We start from the raw sequence: 15,071 nt of genomic DNA on the forward strand, positions 1-15,071 counted from the left end.
GCCTCGGGGCCGGTACGACGCGGGTGCGCGTCGTACCGGCCCCGAGGCCCTGGCGTGTGGCGAGCCGTCACGGACGGCCACTCGGTCGGACCACCATCGCCGAGCCCCCGCCGCGGCGCACCTTTTCGGCGGCGGCGAGCCACCGGCCGTCGGGAAGCCGCTGGACACCCGTGGCCGCACCGATCTCCGGGTTCACCTTGAACACGTGTCCGAGCGCCTCCAGCTCCGCGCGGACCGGGCTGTTCCACAGTCCGGGCTCGATCTCGGTCGTGGCGGAGTTGCGCTGGCTGGCGCGCGGCGCGGCGATCGCCTCGACGAGCGGAAGCCCTCGGTCGAGGTGTCCGGTCAGGGACTGGAGCACGGTGGTGATGATCGTGGCACCGCCCGGCGAGCCGAGGGCCAGTACCGGCGTGCCGTGCTCCAGCACGACGGTCGGCGAGATCGAGGAACGCGGGCGCTTGCCGGGTCCGGGCAGGTTCGGGTCGTGGACCGCCGGAGCGGCCGGAGCGAAGGAGAAGTCGGTCAGCTCGTTGTTGAGCAGGAAGCCCCTGCCCGGCACGGTGATGCCGCTGCCACCGGTCGACTCGATCGTCAGCGTGTACGCGACGACGTTGCCCCACTTGTCGGCGGTGGTCAGATGGGTGGTGTTCTCCCCCTCGTACGTCGTCGGAGCGGCCTTGCCACCGGACGCGCAGCGGGCCGGGTCACGTGGGTCGCCCGGAGCGAGCGGGCTCGTGAGGACGGCGTCGTCCTTGATGAGGCACTCGCGCGAGTCGGCGAACCGCTGGCTGAGCAGTTCCCGCGTCGGCACGTCCTCGAACGCCGGGTCGCCGACCCAGCGGCCCCGGTCCGCGAAGGCGATGCGGCTCGCCTCGATGAGCCGGTGCAGGTACCGCGTCTCGCTGGCCTTCGAAAGGTCCGTGGACTCCAGGATGTTGAGGGCCTCCCCCACGCTCGTGCCTCCGGAGGACGACGGTGCGATGCCGTACACGTCGAGGCCGCGGTAGGAGATCTTCGTCGGTGCCTGGCCGAGCGCGCGGTAGGCCTTCAGGTCCTCGGCCGTGAGGTCTCCGGGGCGCACCACGCGGGTGGCCGCCGGGTCCACGGGGGGATTGCGGACAGTGGACACGATGTCCCGGGCCAGTTCACCCCGGTAGAGCTCGTCCACGCCCTCGCGGCCCAGCGTCCTGTACGTCCGGGCGAGATCCGGGTTCTTGAAGACCGAACCGGTCACCGGCAGTTGCCCGCCCGGCAGGAAGAGTGCGGCGCTCGCGGGGAAGTCGGCGAAGCGTGCCTGGTTGGCGGCGGTCTGGGAACGGAAGGTGTCGTCCACCACGAATCCGTCGCGGGCCAGCCGCTCGGCCGGTTCGAGCAGCCGGCGAAGCGGCTTGGTGCCCCAGGCGTCGAGCGCCTTCTCCCAGGTGGCGGGGGTGCCGGGGGTCCCGACGCCGAGACCGCTGGTCACGGCGTCGTTGAAGGGGATGGGCTGCCCGTTCTCCAGGAAGAGCGAGGAGTCGGCACTGCGCGGTGCGGTCTCGCGGCCGTCGATGGTGCGTACGGTGCGCGTCCTGGCGTCGTAGTGGACGAAGTAGCCGCCCCCGCCGATGCCCGCCGAATAGGGCTCGGTGACGCCCAGTGCGGCCGCGGTCGCCACGGCGGCGTCGACGGCGTTGCCGCCCTGGCGGAGCACCTCGATACCGGCCGCGGACGCGTCGGCGTCGACACTCGCCACGGCGCCTCCGTACCCCACCGCCACGGGCGACTTGGGGACCGGCGCGGGTGGCGCCGGTGAGGCGGGGGCTGCCGCACCGAGCGAGCCGATGACGGCCACGACGCTGAGGATCGACACATTCCGGCCTACGGAACGACGCATCCGTACCTCCAAGGAAGGATCGTCCGCGCAGGGTAACGCCGCATCCCACGGATCGTCAGGACCGCCTCGGCCGTGTGTCCGGCGGACCGCTCCCGCGCCCGCCCATGAACGACGACGTACGCGACGCGTCGACCCGCTTGTGACGGGGTGCGCAGCCGGGTCGGCAGGTGTGTTCACTCGTTGTTGCTTCCGGCGTCCATGGACCCGCAACGGCGTCTCGAGTTCCACGCACAGGTCTCCCGAGAACAGCGACCGGGATGTGCCGGCCTCGTCGAACAGGACCGTGACGTCGAGCGGTAGTTGGCGGATTCGGGCGACAGTGGGCGAGCTCGCCGTTGCAGTATTCGCTCAGGCACTCGTGTGATGTATGGGAGGAGTCATGGACTTGCTCACGGTCCTCGACGAGGCGGTGACCGCTCTCAGAACCCCTCTGGGCGAGGACGACAGGGAGCAGGGCTGGACCGATGAGCTCCGCAGAGAGGTCCAGGAAGAGATTTCCGTGAGCCGGTCGGTCCTTCGCCGCCACGGGGCTCACATGGTGCGGTATCTGCGTCCGCGCCTGGACGAGTGGATCGAGAGGGAAGGGATACGGCCGGGACGGCTTCACCACCTGGTGGCTGAGGTGCAGCGCCGGCTCGTCGAAGCGCGCAGTGCGGCCTGAGCCACCCTCGTTGAACTGTCTCCTCGAAGCAGGGGTGCCGAGGGAGGGTCCGCCCGGTCTCCGTCCTCCTGGCGGGCCTTCTCGACGAGGTGTCGGCCGACGCCCGCGATGCCGTCGTGGGACTCCTGCGCCACATGGTGACGGGCGAGTCCGACGAGGAGGAAGTGGCCCTGGGGAATGCCGATCTCGGCGATCAGTGCAGGGCAGCCGCACGCAATGGCGTGTGGCTCGTCCACCGCGAACTGGGGACCCGGCACCGGGAATCGGCGGAAGCCGTCCTCGAACAGATCGAGAACGACAAGCCGAGGCTCGCCGCTTATCCGGCGGGTATCCGCGGCACGTGGTGTGCGGATCCTGCGGCCTGTCGGCCGAAGCGGCAGGGCCCCTGAATACAGGCTCGTCCCCTGGTCCCGAGGGCCCCTTCCGCACGCTCACCACACGATCTCGTTGATGTGGGCCGGTGGAGCGTGTCCGGTGTGCCGGTGCGGCTGTTCGTACGGCCGCCGGGCGGTCCACGGGAGGGCACCGGCGGGCTCGTCAGTCCGAGGCGCCGCTGCGCCGGGCGTAGGCGCGGGCTGCACGGGCGCGGTCGCCACAGCGTGTGGAGCACCAGTGGCGCCGACCGTGGGTGCGCAGGAGGAACCGGTCACAGGGGACTGATCCGCAGGCGGCGAGGATGTCGGCGTCGGGACCGGTGAGCAGGTCGGCGGCGTCGGCGGCCAGGGTCGCCAGTGCGTGGTTGACGGCCTGGTCGGTGGGGTGCGCCTGGACGCGGCGCGGTCCTCGGACCCCGTCCCAGGCGAGGAGGGGGGCGGTGGGCACGGCCGTGAGGGCCTCGTTCACCGCGCGCAGGGACTCCTCGGGCGGGGTGGTGGCCCCGACGCGGGCGGCGAACAGGGCGCGGATGTGGTCGCGCAGTGTGCGCATCCGCTGTGCGCACAGCTCGTACAGCTGCACGTCCGGGGTGGTCAGGTCGTGGGCGGCGAGCCAGCGCATGGCGGATTCCGGGGCGGCGAGCAGGTCGTAGCTCTGGTCGGCGGGCAGGGTGGCGGCGGTGTCGGCGAAGTCCAGGGAGCGGTACCGGTCGGCACCCGGCGCCGGGGACAGAGCGGTCTTCGTGAGGTCGGCGGCCAGGGTGTCGTCCATGCCTCTCATGTTAGCGCTTGTGTTTTTCCGTGATGCCTGCCTAGTCTGGCATCACGTTAACCGCAGGTTTTTTTCGTGAGAAGCGGAGACATGATGTCCCAGCTCAACGCCAGCCAGTTCCCGGTCCGCACCTTCGGCGGTCCGACCGCCCTGTTCGAGTACGGCGGCCTGCGCTTCCTGACCGACCCGACCTTCGACGGCCCCGGCGACTACGCCTCGCCCGGTGGCCCGACCCTGACGAAGACCGCCTCCTCCGCCACCACACCCGCCGACCTCGGCCCCGTCGACGTGGTCCTGCTCTCCCACGACGAGCACGCCGACAACCTCGACACCTCGGGCCGTGCCCTGCTCGCCGACGTCCCTCTCACCCTCACGACCCCCGGTGGCGGCAAGCGCCTCGGGGCGAATGCCAAGGGCCTGGCCGACTGGGAGACGGTCGAACTGGAGCGTCCGGGCGGCGGCACCGTCACCGTGACCGGAGTTCCCGCCATCCACGGCCCCGGACCGCGCGAGGAGATCGAGCCCTTCACCGGCCAGGTCGTCGGCTTCGTCCTGACCGGCGAGGGCCTGCCGACGGTCTACGTCAGCGGCGACAACGCCTCGCTCGACGCGGTCAGGGAGATCGCCGGCCGCTTCGCCCCGATCGACACCGTCCTCCTGTTCGCCGGAGCACCCCGCTTCCCCGTGCTCTTCGACGGCCGACCGGTCGTCCTGGACAGCGTCCAGGCCGCCGAGGCCACCCGGATCCTTGACGCCCGCCGCGTCGTCCCGGTCCACCACGACAGCTGGGCCCACTTCACCGAGGGCCGCGACGAGCTGGAGGCAGCCTTCGCCGCCGCGGGCCTGACCGACCGCCTGGACCAGGACTGGGCGCAGCGCGCCTGAGCCCGGACCGCGCCTCAGGAACCGAGACCTCGCGCCAGGTCAGGGCTCCCCAGCGGGCCCACTACGACCTGGCCGACATCATGGACCAGCTCACGGCCGGCTCCCCCGGCTGACGCCGCTCGCTAGGGGGACGGTTCCACCAGCCTGCCGGGCGGCGTGCTCACACGACGTGGACGCCCTCGTCCCGGGTCCGCGGACGACGGCCGAGGCTCGGCACGCCCCCCTGGAGAGCCACAGGCGCTGTCCCCGGCACTGCCCTCCGGGGATCGCCCTGCGCCATTTCCCTGGCCACCTCGCGGGCGGTGCCGGCGAAGGCCTGCACCGCGCCGGTGGCGTGGCCGGCCCGCCACACCAGGCCGTAGCCGGTCGGCCCCGCGTCCGCGAAGGGAACGTAGGCAACACCGGGGCGGCCGTAGTACGTCGCCGTGTGCGCGGGTGCGAGCAGTGCGCCCTTGCCGCCGGCGACCAGCATCAACGCCTCCTGCATATTGGTCATGCCGGGGCCCCGGGCGATCGGCCGGCCGCTCGGTGTGTGGGTGGGGACGTGGTGGGCCAGCCAGTAGGCGGGTACGTTCCCGACGATGGTCAGCAGGGGTACGTCGGCCAGATCCTCGAGGAACACCGTGTCCCGAGTGGCGAGTGGATGCGTCGAGGTGATCGCGAGGATGCGCTCCTCCGCGAAGAGCGCCGGCCCCTTGTCCAGATCCTCCTCCCCCACCGGAAGCTCTGTGATCTGGACGTCGAACTCGCCCTGGCGTAACGGTCCGTACGGGTCGGCGAGGGGGACCTCACAGATTTCCACGGCCAGCGTGGGGTGGCTGTCGCGCAGTGCCTCCGCCGCCTTCATGACGATCTCGCCGGTCAGCGGGTTCGAGAAGCCGGCATGCAGGACGGCGTCGATGCCGCGGGCGGTGGCGGCGGCCCGCTCCAGGGCGGCCTCGATCGCGCGGTGGTGCGGTTCGAGATCGGCGCGCAGCTGCCGGCCGAGCGAGGTGAGGGCGACGCGACGGCTGGTACGAACGAACAGGGGTGCGCCGACGCGCCGTTCAAGACGCTGAACGAGCTGGCTCACGCGGGCCCGGGACAGCCGCATCCGGTCAGCCGTGCGGCCGAAGTGCAACTCCTCGGCCAGGAGGAGGAAGCACTCCAGTTCATCGCGTTCCATCGACGTTCCCCAGGTCAATCGGATCGGTAACCCTGGCTGAACGAACGTTGCTATCTTCGCCGTTGTTCCCTCAAGGCGCCCTGGCTGATGGTGATCGGGCCGACAGCATCCCCACACCATCAAGGAACTGACATGAGTCCACAGAAAGCAGCGACGGCTCTGGGCGCACGCGACTGGGGCGTCCTGCTCGTCCTGTGCGGCGCGATCTTCCTGGAGGGCATCGATGTGGCCATGCTCAATGTGGCCCTGCCTTCCATCCGTGCCGACCTCGGCCTGTCCACCGGCTCCCTGCAGTGGGTCATGAGTGCGTACGTTCTCGGATACGGCGGCTTCATGCTGGTCGGCGGACGGGCGGCCGACCTCTTCGGGCGCCGCCGGATGTTCGTCTTCTGGCTCTCGGTCTTCCTGCTCTTCTCCGGCCTGGGCGGATTCGCCACGGAAGCCTGGATGCTGGTCGTCGCCCGGTTCGTCACGGGAGTCGCCGCCGCCTTCATGACCCCGGCCGGCCTGTCCGTCATCACCACCAGCTTCGAAGAAGGCCCGCAGCGAAACAAGGCGCTGCTCTTCTACTCCGGCACGGCGGCCGGCGGCTTCTCGATCGGCCTGGTCGTCGGAGGACTGCTCACCTCGGTCGGCTGGCGATGGGTGTTCTTCGCCCCCGTCGTGCTCTCCGCGCTGATCCTGTTCGCGGCGCTCGCCTTCCTGCCCAAGACGTCGCGTCCCGACCGCACCGGACAGAGTGTCGACCTGGTCGGCGGCGTCACCATCACCGCCGCCGTCGTACTGCTCGTCCTCGGCGTGGAGCGGGCCACCCACGCCGGCCTCGCCTGGACCCTCGGCACACTGGGCGCGGGCCTCGCCTTCCTTGCCGCGTTCATCGCCACCGAACGCCGCTCAGCGTCCCCGCTCGTCCGCCTCGGCATCTTCCGCAGCGGCGCCCTGGTCCGGGCCAACCTGGCCGGACTGCTTTTCGCGGCGGGCTTCTTCGGCTTCCAGTTCCTGGTCGTCCTCTACCTCCAGGAGCTGCGCGGCTGGACGACCCTTCAGACCAGCTTCGCGATGATCGTCATCGGCGTCGACGCGATCCTCTCCCCTGTCCTCACTCCGAAGCTGGTGAACCGCTTCGGCAACGCTCGGGTGATCTTCGGCGGGTTGCTTCTGGCCTCGCTGTCGTACGCCCTGTTCCTGCCGCTCGGGGCCGACTGGACGTACCTGGCGATGTTTCCCAGTCTGATCACCCTCGGAATCGCCTTCTCCCTCGCCTACGGCCCGCTCACCATCGTCGCCACCGAGGGCGTCAAGGAAGAGGAGCAGGGCTTGGCCGGCGCACTGCTCTACACCTCCTTCCAGTTCGGCGCCGCGCTCGGCCTCTCCACGGTCACCGCCGTCAATGTCTCGGCCACCGCATCGACGTCACCCGGCGCGCTGCTCGACGGCTACCGGGCGGCCCTGTGGGTCCCCCTCGCCGCGGCCCTGCTCGCTGCGCTCATCAGCGCCTTCGGACTGCGCACCGGGCCGACGGCCACGGTGGTCGCATCGGGGGAACCCGCGGACCGTGCCGCTGACGAACTTCCCGCCTCGCACTGATCCGGGTGACGGCAAGGACGGGCCCGCGCGCCGGGAATGCCGTTTCGCGGGCCCGACGGGACTGACGTCGGCTTGCTGCTCGGACGCGGTGATCGATCGTGCGCCCCACGGGGAACCGAGGAGACCGTGGGGCTGTCGGACGCGGTGCCTCCCGCTGTGGTTCGGGAAGGCACCGCGTCGGGAGCGTCAGCGGTCAGCGGTCCGCTGAGCTGCCGCGGACCACGCAGGAGCGGTTGTTCTCCCAGCCCCAGCCGTCACCGTCGGGGTCCGAGGAGGCGGAGGCGCAGTACGGATAACCGTTCGGGGCGGTACCACCCCCGCCGCTTCCTGTGTCCGCCGAGCTGCCGCGGACCACGCAGGAGCGGTTGTTCTCCCAGCCCCAGCCGTCACCGTCGGGGTCCGAGGAGGCGGAGGCGCAGTACGGATAACCGTTGGGGGCCGTACCGCCGCCCTCCCCGCCGGAGGCACCACCGTAGACCGTCGCGGGCTTGGACGTGGTCGAGATGCCGTTGGCTCCGGTGAGGAAGCGGCTGCCCCAGGTCGTGGGCGCATCCGCGTCGAAGCCGTTGACCATGTCGAGGTACTCGACTCCGCTGCCGTTTCCGCTCCAGGACCAGCCGAGGTAGCCCACCTTGAGGGACTGGGCGGTTGCCATGATGGCGTCCTCGTCCGGGTTGCCGTCGCTGTGCGCGTTGCCGAACTCCCCGACGACGATGGGCAGCTTGTTGCTGACGAAGTGGTTGAGGTAGTCCTGCACCTCGGCGGCGGTGTCGTACACCCCGTACATGTGGATCGAGAAGACCGTGTTGCGGTCGGGGTCGGAGGCGAAGACGGAGGCGGCGTTGGACTTCATGGTGTGGGACCAGTCCTGGCCCCAGTTGGGTGCGTCGACCATCAGGGCGTGGTGCAGGCCGGCGCCGCGGAGCTTTCCGATCGCGTTCTTGGTGGCATCGGTCCAGGCGGAGTAACCGGTGTTACCGAAGGGCTCGTTGCCGATGTTGATGACGATGTAGTTTTCCTGCCCCTGCAGGGCGCTCTTGACGCCGATCCAGTAGTTGGCGGCCTGGTCCAGGGTGCCGGCGGCGCCGTCCTCTCCGTATCCCGTCGTGTCGTGCACCTCCAGCACGCAGATCAGCTTGTTGGCTTTGCACTGGCCGATGAGGGAGGACACTTCGGACGCGCTGGTCCTGGTCCAGCGGTCACCGCTGGCGAGGACGATGCGGACCGTGTTGGCTCCGGTGGCGGCGATGTCGGCGATCGAGCCGGTTTCGCCCGGATACCAGACGTGGGCGTGGTTGACGCCCCGCATCACGAACTCGTTCCCGTTGGCCTCGTACAGTCGGCCGTCGGTGACCCGCAGCCCCGTCGCGGCTTGCGCGCTGGTGGCGGTCCCGAAGACGGCCAGTACGGCGCCGAACAGGCCGGCCAGGGTCATGGCGACGACCGTATACAGAGTGTTTCTCTCCGGCGGTTTCATATCTCTCCTCACGTGAGGGCTGCAACAGCCCTGGCGGGTCCGGGAAGATGAGTCGGATTCCCGGGTACGGCTTCTCGAGCGGCGTGGCCGACGGCTGTGCGGGCCGCACGGCTCCGGAGATGGTCCCCGACGATCGGTCGGTGTTCCGGCCTCCGCAGACAACGTTGTCGTCGCTCTCGGCGGAGGGTGGGGACCGGATCACGCACATGGCATTCGACCGGGAGCGACACGCCTGTACCGGATAGCACCTGCGGACAGAAGTGACCCCAGGGCGCGCTGTGTTGCAGCAGGGGCCTCGGTCTCCGGCCACGGGCCGGATGTCGCACCCATATGAGGCACCGAATGTTCCAGCCATGTCAATAGAAGTGTCACGACGGTTTCAGCGTCCGTTCCGCCCGCGTCGGCATCGCCGCAAGACCGCGTCCGCCGAACGCGTCGGACCAATCCCGGCCGGTCTCGCCACAATGGGCGATAACAGGAGGCCGGCGGCCTCGGCCCGCTCTCGACTCGGAGTGGTACCGCCTCGTTCGCGAAGAAAAGCGTCCGCGACTCCACGCCACACCATCAGGCAATTTTGCGAAACAATTACTCAACTAAAACGGCTCACTGGACAACGTTGTCAGAACCGGGCACAGTGGCGATCCCGAGCGATCGGGCACTCCACTCGAGAAGGGCAGAACGTGACGGTGTACGGAGCACTCGACATCGGCGGCACCAAGATCGCAGGGGCGCTCATCGACGGGAAAGGCCGTCTTCTCGCGCGAGCGCAGCGCGCGACCCCGGCCACACGACCCGCGGCCGACCTGGCGGCCGCCGTGATGAAGGTGCTTGACGAACTGGCAGCCTTTCCGGCCTGGGACGAGATCTCCTGCCTGGGCATCGCCAGTGCGGGCCCGGTCGATACGGTCGCGGGCACAGTCAGTCCGGTCAACATTCCCGGCTGGCGCGGGTTCCCCCTCATCGATCTCGTGCGCACCCACCCTCGCCTGCCCCCGGGGGTTCTCCCGGTTCTGGTCGGGGACGCCGTCGCCATGACAGCGGCCGAACACTGGCTCGGTGCCGCGCGCGGGTTCGACAACGCCCTCTGCATGGTGGTCTCGACCGGGGTCGGAGGCGGGTTGATCCTCGGCGGGAAGGTGCACGCAGGCCGCACCGGTAACGCCGGGCACATCGGCCACATCAGCGTCGACCACGAGGGTCCGCACTGCGTCTGCGGGGCCCCGGGGTGTGTCGAGAGTCTGGCGAGCGGAACGGCGATCGCCGCCCATGCCCGGGCCCTCGGGTGGACCGCCGGGCCCGGTGCGTCCTCGAACGCCGCCGCAGTCGCCGCAGCGGCCCGCGAGGGGGACGAGCGCGCCCTCGCCGCCTACCGGAGATCGGCGCGAGCACTGGCTGCCGCGATCGCGGCGACGGCAGCCCTCGTGGAGCTGGAGCGGGTGGTCATCGGAGGCGGCGTCGCGCAGGCCGGTGACGTGCTGTTCTCTCCACTGCGGCGGTTCATGAGCGACTACGCGGTGCTGGACTTCACCCGTGGTCTCTCCGTCGTCCCCGCCGGTCTCGCCCTGGACGCCGGACTCATCGGAGCAGCCGCCACGGCATCCGCCCAAGCTGCAACACCGGCGGGGATCCCGCACTTCTGACACCGCCGTGCGCCGCCGTCGGCGGCACCCCGGAAGGGAACACCCGTGGATCGACTTCTGAACACCATTCGCCCCTATCCCTGGGGCTCCACCACCGCTCTGGCCGACCTGATGGGCACCACCGCCGACGGCACGCCACAAGCCGAATTGTGGATGGGAACCCATCCGGCGGCGCCCTCACGGCTGCTCCGCGCCTCGGGGCCCCAGACGCTCGACGCGGTCATCACCTCACGGCCGGCCGCCGAGCTCGGAGAAGCGACGCTGCGCAGGTTCGGGCCTCGTCTACCGTTCCTCCTCAAGCTGCTGGCCGTGGAGGCACCGCTCTCCCTCCAAGTGCACCCGGACCTGGCCCAGGCCGCCGTCGGGCACAGGATCGAAAACGCTCAGGGCATCCCTCTCGACGCGCCTCACCGCACCTACCGGGACGACAACCACAAGCCGGAAATGATCGTGGCGCTCAGCGTCTTCGAGGGTCTCTGCGGCTTCAGGACGCCCGCGCACTGCGCTGACCTGCTCGAGGCGCTCCGCCTTCCCGAACTCGCCCCGCACATCACAGCGCTGCGGGAGAAACCCGAAGAGGCCGCCCTCCGGGCCGTGTTCTCGGCCTTCCTCGCCGCCCCCGGGACGCTGGTCGACGCGGTGACCGCGTCGGTGGCCCACCAGGCGGAGCACGCGGGGAGAGACCGGTCGGCCTGGAAGGCGTATGACGGGATCGCCCGGGCCTGTCCCGGTGATCCCGGGCTGCTCGCCGCCTTGATGCTGCACCACGTACGACTGGACCCGGGCGAAGGCATCTTCCTGGGAGCCGGAGTCCCGCACGCCTACCTCGGCGGGCTCGGCGTCGAGATCATGGCCTCGTCCGACAACGTCCTCCGATGCGGCCTCACCTCCAAGCACGTGGACCCGGAGGAACTTCTGCGCGTGGTGAGATTCACCGCCTCGCCCGTACGGGTGTTGCGGCCCACAGCGCACGGAGTGGGAGCCGAAGAGGTCTATCCCGCCCCGGTCGACGACTTCCGGCTCTCCCGCGTCCGCCTCTCCGCCGGATCCTGCACCGTCCTGGACGCGACCGCGCCCCAGATTCTCGTCTGCACGGGCGGGCGCATCCGCCTGAGCAGCTCCGGCAGCTCGCTGAGCCTGGGGCCAGGGGACTCCGCCTACGCACCGGCGAAGGAGCAGGTGACTCTCCGGGGCGAAGGTGAAGTCTTCCGGGCGACTGTCGATGCAGGACAGGGCTCCGCATGATGTGCGGATAACGCACCTGTTTACACCCTGATGTCACTGAACCGGTTTGGTCGCTGTACCTTCTCGGGAGAGCTGCTGAGGACCGTCAGGCATGCAGAACTCCGGGCATCCGACCTCGACGCCTGCACAACGCTCGACAAACTCAAAGATCAGGCGATCTGCGATTGAACTCGGACGCGCCCTCAGACGCCTTACGCGTTCTTTCGTTGAAACGAATTCTCTTTCTCGTGCGGCGGCCCGTGCGCCTCTCTCCTGAGGGGTACGTTTTCCGACTGCGCGGCCGCGGCTCCGTTTTCCAGCCCGGGAAAGGGCGAACCCACCCCATCTCCTGAGGAGCTGTACGCCCCACCTTCCGCGGGGTGGGACTGATCGCGGCGGAGAGGGCGTGACGAAGGCCGCCGGTGCACGCCGAGAGGCACCGTATATCGGCGTAACGCGGCACACGGCATGTTCAGGAAGCCCGGCCCGCGTCTGCCGAGGGACTCGGCATCACACCGAACGAGTTCGCCGGCATGCACCGCCGGCCGGTTCGCAGCCATCCCCGGCATCCAGGCCTCCTGCTGCCGCACCACCCAGGACCTCCAGACGCTCTTCGACTGCCACCGCCGGCCTTCGGCGAGGCGGCGTCCCGATGACAGTCGTCCATGGCCGTACAAAGACCGCCGTCCGCCGCCATGTCGCTCCCGGCAAGGCGGTCCCGCTGTACCCGGAAGCGGTCAGGTTCGCCGACCGCTACGACTTCGCCTTCGACGTTCTGGCCGCCTGCCGGCCCACCGGCAGGGGACGCGTCGGACGGCGGGCCCTCATCGTCCGCGACCACGTCCTGCCCGGCCGGCCCTTCCCCAGCGTCGAAGAGAAGGACGCCGCCTTCACCACCTGGGTGCTGCGGCGACAGGCCCATGCCCAGGGGGACTTACCAGCAGACCATCAGCGAGCGGGCGGCCCGCGACCACAGGGCCCTCAAACCCGTCGGGGACTCCTCCTTACCCGCCCGCGAGCGATCCGCCGCAGCGTCTACGACGTCGAAGAGTCCCCGACGGACGGCCCCTCGTAGCCCTGCTGAACCAGGCCGCGACCCCCGGGTCGAAGTCGGCCGCCGTCAGCCGGCGGTCTGCACGTCGAGCGGTTGGCGAGCCTCCGAGTCGGCCAGCGGCGTGGCATGGGCGTGGCCCTTGAGCAGGACGAAGTCGTCGATGCCCACGACCCGAACAGGCCCAGGCTCGGTCATCGCGCTGGTCCGCAGCAGCCGTAGCGAAGTGTCCTTCGCCGCCGTCGTGCCCAGCCTTCGGGCGAGCCGGGCTCGGGGCCGTCCGGCCGGCAACCTGGGCGATCCTGCCGTGCAGCACCCACTGGACGGGCGCCGCGGATACGGGACGGGAGAGGAACCCGTTCCGGCGGCCGCGCGGCGGCGACGGCCGTCCTGGCGTGGCCGCGACCGCACGGCTGCGGCCCCCCGACAAGGGGCCTGGCGCCCGTGCTACTTGGTCGCGCCCTGGGCGAAGCCGTTGTAGATGTAGCGCTGAAGGAAGAGGAAGGCGATCAGCGTGGGAACGATGACCAGGACCGCTCCCGCCGAGATGTTCTCCCAGTGGGCTCCGAAAGGGCCCTTGAAGCGGAACAGGGCGGTGGAGATGGTGCCGAGCTCTGGGGAGGGCATGTAGAGGAAGGGGATGTAGAAGTCGTTGTAGACGGTGATCCCCTTGATGATCACCACAGTTGCGACCGCCGGCTTGAGCAACGGCAGGATGATCTTGCGGTAGACGGTGAACGAATTCGCTCCGTCCAGTCGCGCGGCCTCGTCGAGGGAGACCGGGATGCCGCGGATGAACTGAAGGAAGATGTAGATCGAGACGATGTCGGTGCCCATGTAGAGCAGGACCGGGGCCCAGCGCGTGTCGAACAGTCCGAAGCCGTTGATCACCTGGAAGGTCGCGACCTGCGTGGTCACCCCGGGAACGAGGGTGGCGACGAGGAAGAGGCCCATGACGAGCTTCTTCATCCGGAAGTGGAATCGATCGATGGCGTAGGCCGTCATCGAACCGATGAGTACGGTGCCGGTGATCGAGAACAGCAGGATGAACGCCGTGTTCCCGAACGCCGTCAGCATGTGACCGTCGGAGAACGCGGTCGCGTAGTTGTCGAAGTGCAGCCAGTCACCCGGGAGCGACAGCGCGTCGTTCTCGGCCGCCTCCTCCGACGTCTTCAACGAGGTCAGGAAGACGACGGCGAGAGGGAGCAGCACCACCAGCGAGGCGATGACGAGCGAAAGGTAGACGAGGGTCTGTCCGAGACGCCCTCGTAGCCGGGCAGAACGAGGTGAGGGGACGGAGGTCCGCCGGGCCGTGGTCATACGAGGTCCACCTTGTCGTCGGGGACGAGCCGGCGCTGGATCCAGGTGATCAGCAGAATGATCAGCAGCAGCACCACGGCCGCGGCCGAGGCCAGCCCGGTCTTGTTGAACTGGAACGCGAGCTTCACCGTCTGGATGACGAACGTCGACGTTCCGGTCGCGCCGCCGGTCATGATGTACGGGATCTCGAAGACGGCCAGTGAACCGGAGATCGCCAGGATGATACTCAGGCTGAGGATGGGCTTGATGCTGGGGGCGATGATGTGGCGGAACTGCTGCCAGCGGGTCGCGCCGTCCAGGTCGGCGGCTTCGTAGAGTTCACCGGGAATCGACTGGATGGCGCCGAGGAACAGGACGAAGTTCAGGCCCGTGAAGCGCCAGACCGAGACCCCGGCGAGCGAGGTGTTGGCCGAGGTGGGGTCACCCAGCCACGCGTGGTCGCTTCCTGCTCCGAACCAGGACAGGACCGAGTCGAGGGTGCCCCCGTCCTGGAAGAAGTACAGGAAGACGAATCCGATCGCCACGCCGTTGATGAGGTAGGGGAAGAAGAGCAGCCCCTTGAACAGGTTGCGGAACCGCAGGTTGAAGCTGAGCACCGTGGCGAAGTACAGGGCGACGGCGATCTGTACGCCGGAGGCCGCCAGGTAGTAGAGGCTGACGAAGAAGACGCGGAACAGCTCGGGGCGGGTGAAGATCTGGACGTAGTTGTCCGCACCGGTGAAGTTGCGGTCCGGGCTGATGCCGTCCCAGTCGGTGAAGCTGTAATAGATCATGTTCGCCACGGGGACGTAGGTGAACGTGATCAGCAGCACCAGCGGCGCCACCAGGAAGAGCCAGGGCGTCGCGCGACGCAGCAGTTGTTGCCCCCGCGACCGGTGTGACGGCGCAGTGGGGCTGCCGGCGGTGGTCCTGCGCCGCGCGGGTGCGGCACGGTGCCTCTTCCCGCCCGCCACCTGGGTTGTTTCGGTCATATCGGGCCTTTCGTCATACGCGTCTCGATGCCTGGTACACGGGAGGGTGGGGCCCGGCCGGGGTCGTCCGG

General features: G+C 69.4%; 14 protein-coding genes. 7 read left to right on the forward strand and 7 right to left on the reverse strand.

The window, feature by feature from the left end:
- Positions 1 to 67 precede the first annotated feature (67 nt).
- Complete coding sequence (ggt, locus tag ACFY8O_RS24840) at positions 68 to 1,873, reverse strand: gamma-glutamyltransferase (protein ID WP_145810398.1); 1,806 nt, start codon at positions 1,871 to 1,873, stop codon at positions 68 to 70.
- A 379-nt stretch (positions 1,874 to 2,252) separates the two neighbouring features.
- Between ggt and ACFY8O_RS24845 the strand changes: the two genes are divergently transcribed.
- Positions 2,253 to 2,534, forward strand: coding sequence for a hypothetical protein (locus ACFY8O_RS24845; protein WP_145810396.1), 282 nt, complete (start codon positions 2,253 to 2,255; stop codon positions 2,532 to 2,534).
- Between the two features lie 89 nt (positions 2,535 to 2,623).
- On the forward strand, positions 2,624 to 2,923 hold the full coding sequence (locus ACFY8O_RS24850) for a hypothetical protein (protein WP_387905840.1): 300 nt from the start codon (positions 2,624 to 2,626) through the stop codon (positions 2,921 to 2,923).
- Between the two features lie 148 nt (positions 2,924 to 3,071).
- Here ACFY8O_RS24850 and ACFY8O_RS24855 read toward each other — a convergent pair whose 3' ends face one another.
- Positions 3,072 to 3,680: an ABATE domain-containing protein gene (locus ACFY8O_RS24855; RefSeq protein ID WP_387905843.1), complete on the reverse strand. Its 609-nt coding sequence runs from the start codon at positions 3,678 to 3,680 to the stop codon at positions 3,072 to 3,074.
- 93 nt (positions 3,681 to 3,773) lie between these two features.
- On the opposite strand from ACFY8O_RS24855, the gene ACFY8O_RS24860 reads away from it, so the two are divergent.
- Complete coding sequence (locus ACFY8O_RS24860) at positions 3,774 to 4,565, forward strand: MBL fold metallo-hydrolase (RefSeq protein ID WP_387906114.1); 792 nt, start codon at positions 3,774 to 3,776, stop codon at positions 4,563 to 4,565.
- Positions 4,566 to 4,725: 160 nt separating this feature from the next.
- Here the strand turns inward: ACFY8O_RS24860 and ACFY8O_RS24865 are convergent, their stop codons facing one another.
- The gene (locus ACFY8O_RS24865) at positions 4,726 to 5,730 is read right to left on the reverse strand and encodes a LysR family transcriptional regulator (RefSeq protein WP_387905846.1); all 1,005 of its coding nucleotides are present in this window, start codon (positions 5,728 to 5,730) and stop codon (positions 4,726 to 4,728) included.
- Positions 5,731 to 5,862: 132 nt separating this feature from the next.
- Between ACFY8O_RS24865 and ACFY8O_RS24870 the strand changes: the two genes are divergently transcribed.
- A complete protein-coding gene (locus tag ACFY8O_RS24870) occupies positions 5,863 to 7,317 on the forward strand; it encodes an MFS transporter (RefSeq protein WP_387905848.1) in 1,455 nt (484 codons plus the stop codon).
- A 193-nt stretch (positions 7,318 to 7,510) separates the two neighbouring features.
- Here the strand turns inward: ACFY8O_RS24870 and ACFY8O_RS24875 are convergent, their stop codons facing one another.
- A complete protein-coding gene (locus tag ACFY8O_RS24875) occupies positions 7,511 to 8,752 on the reverse strand; it encodes a cellulase family glycosylhydrolase (protein WP_387905851.1) in 1,242 nt (413 codons plus the stop codon).
- 722 nt (positions 8,753 to 9,474) lie between these two features.
- On the opposite strand from ACFY8O_RS24875, the gene ACFY8O_RS24880 reads away from it, so the two are divergent.
- From ACFY8O_RS24880 to ACFY8O_RS24890, 3 genes are all read left to right on the forward strand, one after another.
- Positions 9,475 to 10,434, forward strand: a complete 960-nt coding sequence (locus ACFY8O_RS24880) for an ROK family protein (RefSeq protein ID WP_387905853.1) — start codon at positions 9,475 to 9,477, stop codon at positions 10,432 to 10,434.
- Positions 10,435 to 10,479: 45 nt separating this feature from the next.
- Entirely contained in the window at positions 10,480 to 11,679 is a 1,200-nt protein-coding gene (gene manA / locus ACFY8O_RS24885) for a mannose-6-phosphate isomerase, class I (protein WP_387905854.1), read from the forward strand.
- A gap of 631 nt (positions 11,680 to 12,310) precedes the next feature.
- The gene (locus ACFY8O_RS24890) at positions 12,311 to 12,733 is read left to right on the forward strand and encodes a hypothetical protein (RefSeq protein WP_387905856.1); all 423 of its coding nucleotides are present in this window, start codon (positions 12,311 to 12,313) and stop codon (positions 12,731 to 12,733) included.
- A 45-nt stretch (positions 12,734 to 12,778) separates the two neighbouring features.
- On the opposite strand, the gene ACFY8O_RS24895 is transcribed toward ACFY8O_RS24890, so the two are convergent.
- From ACFY8O_RS24895 to ACFY8O_RS24905, 3 genes are all read right to left on the reverse strand, one after another.
- Positions 12,779 to 12,907, reverse strand: coding sequence for a hypothetical protein (locus ACFY8O_RS24895; RefSeq protein WP_387905858.1), 129 nt, complete (start codon positions 12,905 to 12,907; stop codon positions 12,779 to 12,781).
- 249 nt (positions 12,908 to 13,156) lie between these two features.
- Positions 13,157 to 14,029 (reverse strand): carbohydrate ABC transporter permease, encoded by an 873-nt coding sequence (locus ACFY8O_RS24900; protein ID WP_387905861.1) that lies wholly within the window; start codon positions 14,027 to 14,029, stop codon positions 13,157 to 13,159.
- Positions 14,026 to 15,000, reverse strand: coding sequence for a carbohydrate ABC transporter permease (locus ACFY8O_RS24905; protein ID WP_387905863.1), 975 nt, complete (start codon positions 14,998 to 15,000; stop codon positions 14,026 to 14,028). Before ACFY8O_RS24905 ends, ACFY8O_RS24900 begins: the two co-directional genes overlap by 4 nt.
- Between the last annotated feature and the right edge of the window lie 71 nt (positions 15,001 to 15,071).

Source organism: Streptomyces argenteolus, from assembly GCF_042902585.1.
Lineage (GTDB): Bacteria > Actinomycetota > Actinomycetes > Streptomycetales > Streptomycetaceae > Streptomyces > Streptomyces argenteolus.

Excerpts from the sequence above, each read along its gene's own strand:
- ggt (WP_145810398.1), bottom strand. The coding sequence starts at position 1,873 with ATGCGTCGTTCCGTAGGCCGGAATGTGTCGATCCTCAGCGTCGTGGCC.
- ACFY8O_RS24845 (WP_145810396.1), top strand. The coding sequence starts at position 2,253 with ATGGACTTGCTCACGGTCCTCGACGAGGCGGTGACCGCTCTCAGAACC.
- ACFY8O_RS24855 (WP_387905843.1), bottom strand. The coding sequence starts at position 3,680 with ATGGACGACACCCTGGCCGCCGACCTCACGAAGACCGCTCTGTCCCCG.
- ACFY8O_RS24860 (WP_387906114.1), top strand. The coding sequence starts at position 3,774 with ATGTCCCAGCTCAACGCCAGCCAGTTCCCGGTCCGCACCTTCGGCGGT.
- ACFY8O_RS24865 (WP_387905846.1), bottom strand. The coding sequence starts at position 5,730 with ATGGAACGCGATGAACTGGAGTGCTTCCTCCTCCTGGCCGAGGAGTTG.
- ACFY8O_RS24870 (WP_387905848.1), top strand. The coding sequence starts at position 5,863 with ATGAGTCCACAGAAAGCAGCGACGGCTCTGGGCGCACGCGACTGGGGC.
- ACFY8O_RS24875 (WP_387905851.1), bottom strand. The coding sequence starts at position 8,752 with ATGACCCTGGCCGGCCTGTTCGGCGCCGTACTGGCCGTCTTCGGGACC.
- ACFY8O_RS24890 (WP_387905856.1), top strand. The coding sequence starts at position 12,311 with ATGACAGTCGTCCATGGCCGTACAAAGACCGCCGTCCGCCGCCATGTC.
- ACFY8O_RS24895 (WP_387905858.1), bottom strand. The coding sequence starts at position 12,907 with ATGACCGAGCCTGGGCCTGTTCGGGTCGTGGGCATCGACGACTTCGTC.
- ACFY8O_RS24900 (WP_387905861.1), bottom strand. The coding sequence starts at position 14,029 with ATGACCACGGCCCGGCGGACCTCCGTCCCCTCACCTCGTTCTGCCCGG.
- ACFY8O_RS24905 (WP_387905863.1), bottom strand. The coding sequence starts at position 15,000 with ATGACCGAAACAACCCAGGTGGCGGGCGGGAAGAGGCACCGTGCCGCA.